The organism is Calothrix sp. CBUCES-K 9914 (genome assembly GCF_059640475.1).
This window is the reverse complement of the sequence record NZ_JBXXZH010000548.1, coordinates 1-1,074: the sequence shown is the minus strand read 5'-3', so window position 1 is coordinate 1,074 and position 1,074 is coordinate 1. Positions and strand designations below refer to the sequence as shown.

The 1,074-nt window shown below is 50.8% G+C and carries 1 pseudogene; it reads left to right on the top strand.

The annotated features are described in order from the left end of the window. Positions 1 to 629: 629 nt before the first annotated feature. Positions 630 to 1,074 (top strand): annotated as a pseudogene (locus tag AC2JBO_RS44990) (aminotransferase class III-fold pyridoxal phosphate-dependent enzyme); the annotation flags it as partial.

The window sequence follows — 1,074 nt, the reverse complement described above, 5'->3', positions numbered from 1 at the left end:
CTGCTCACACTTTCACTGCCAGCCAGGCTGCCACAGCACACTGGGCTGCACCATGCTTGCACAGCTACTGCTTTGCTGAACGCAATTCAAGCCCTTGCAGGAAGTCGCACACCCACTGACACCAAGCTGCTGCTCACCTGAAACTATCAAAAGCCAGCATAGGTACCAGGCACGGATGCCCATCAGCCCTGAGAGCTACAGCCGTGCCGTGTCTCAGTAGGTGCTGCCACCAGAAGCAGCTGCAGCACCCTTCAACAATTATTCTCCTGGCTTGTACTGCTTCGCTATCAAGCTGCCACCAGCTACTTGCAGCTCCTATCCAGGTGTGCATCACCAGGTTATGATTGGACTGCAGGCTGGCTAGCGTCTGCAGCACGGCCAGCAACCTGCAGGCGTGTACTGCACAAGCAAGTTGGTCATTGGTTGGTTGGGTAGCATGCAGAAAACATCAATGCTAATCAATACTGTGATGCAACCAAGGTAACGAACACAAAAAAATCTGTTGCCTGTGTGGCGTTCAGGGGCAGGCATGCTGCTGCACCATATGACCAAAAGCATGGACACGGTTGTGCACTGCTTGAGCAGCAAAGGTGTGCAGGTATGTTGTGCATCAAGCGCATAGCGAATCCATTGCAACGCTTGGTCTTCCCGACTCACCAGGAGTCCCAAAATCAACTACTGCTAACACTCTCAATGCACCATACAATGATTTGGAAGCAGTAAAAGCACTATTTGAACAAAACCGCGATGAAATTGCTGGTGTCATTCTTGAGCCTGTTGTAGGTAACGCTGGTTTTATTACTCCTGATGCTGGCTTTTTAGAGGGACTGCGCGAACTAACCCACGAACACGGCGCCTTACTTGTGTTCGATGAAGTTATGACTGGTTTTCGTATCGCTTATGGTGGCGCCCAGGAAAAGTTTGGCATTACACCTGACTTAACTACTTTGGGTAAAATTATTGGTGGCGGTTTACCAGTAGGTGCTTATGGTGGGCGCCGAGATATCATGTCAATGGTGGCGCCAGCAGGGCCAATGTATCAAGCGGGTACTCTATCAGGCAACCCTCTGGCAA